Raw genomic sequence first — 1365 nt, 5'->3', positions numbered from 1 at the left:
CCGCGCTCGTCTTCTGACCTCGCCGCATGTCCGACTCCTTCAGTCCTGGCTGATCCTCTCAATCAGCCCGGTCCAAAGCCAGCCGGTCAGGTCATCATCGTTGCGAGATGAGTTGTCACCTATTTCATCCTGGTGCCACATTTTTGATCCTCAATCGTTTGGTTTGGTTAAGGAAACAACGCTCTACTCTTCAATCTCTCATATAGCTACGTGTTGGAGTGGCCTAGCTATAGCAGAAGCGCAATTATTAGCTAATCGACCTGTCGAGGCATTAAAATTGGCAGCGTGCTTGGCTACAGCAACATTCGCAGTAGCTAGGACAGCTGCATTGTGGCCCCAAACCCCATTAGCTGATAGTGTCAATCGTTATACTGAGTGTAACCGCTTTGTTCGTGGTGCCGAAAACAATAGCGCTATCATTAGCAAGCTTAAGCCAATATGGGAAAGCCTCAATGAATATGCCAAAGGCACATTAAATCCAAAGCGACAAACTGTGAGGTTGCTTAAGATATTGGATAGCGCTCGTCGTCAACGCGATGACGATGAGGCCGCCGCAATTTGGGGCGGATTAGACAATGATGAGATTTTTTCGTTTTTGCCGAGCTTTTCTAATCGAAGCCCCGAAGAGCGGGTGAAGATTTTTGACCTTTTAACAAATGCTGCAAGCAATTCGGACGGATCATACCGTGAAATCTTATGTTTTATGGCTGGATACGTTGCCACGGTCGCTGCTGGCGGTCAATCAAGCGTTGGTTTAGCCGAGTCTATTTCGGATGAACTGCCTGAGGTATTAGCTTGGACCTATATTATTGGGGGCGTAGGTGTTGTGATCCCTTGGTCATCAAGCTTCGTTGGCTTAGGAAGGCTTGTTTATAGAGAAATAAATCGGCCGTTCCATCTGGATGAAGCTCCAATTTGCGACTTTGCATTGGATGAGGCCGTGTGCTTGATTGACAGTCATTTGAGCGACCCTTACGTTCATTTGAAAATAAAACAGCAACGCATTGTCTCAGTAGCTATATATCCGGGAGTGAACATAAACATTCCATTACAGGACCAACCGGAAGTTAAAACTCGTTCGAGTGTCGCGACAGAAACCCGTAAAGAAAACTTTGAAATGAGAAGGGTAGTCGATGATCTCTGGCCTTATATCAAGGAAAAGATCATCAATGAAGGAATGCATTTCAATACAAGGAACTACCAAGGTAGTGGCAAGCGCAAATCATTGCAAAGACGGCTTCCACTTGACAAAGATTAATCTACGGCTGGTTTAGGGTCAAAACCGCATCAAGCCATTGATCTGTCTTCGGAACGCGGGTTCAATGGCTGGTTTCGAGGCAGGGAGGCGCGCTATGGCGGACTTGT

General features: G+C 46.7%; 1 protein-coding gene. It reads left to right on the top strand.

Annotated elements, in window-relative coordinates; translation table 11 throughout:
* Window positions 1-1258 (top strand): hypothetical protein (locus BM140_RS25640; protein ID WP_207549512.1); only part of this gene is annotated, 1258 nt, incomplete at its 5' end.
* Window positions 1259-1365 lie beyond the last annotated feature (107 nt).

This window comes from Methylorubrum salsuginis (assembly GCF_900114375.1).
Classification (GTDB): domain Bacteria; phylum Pseudomonadota; class Alphaproteobacteria; order Rhizobiales; family Beijerinckiaceae; genus Methylobacterium; species Methylobacterium salsuginis.
The sequence above is the reverse complement of the archived record's forward strand: the minus strand, read 5'-3'. Positions and strand labels throughout refer to the sequence as shown.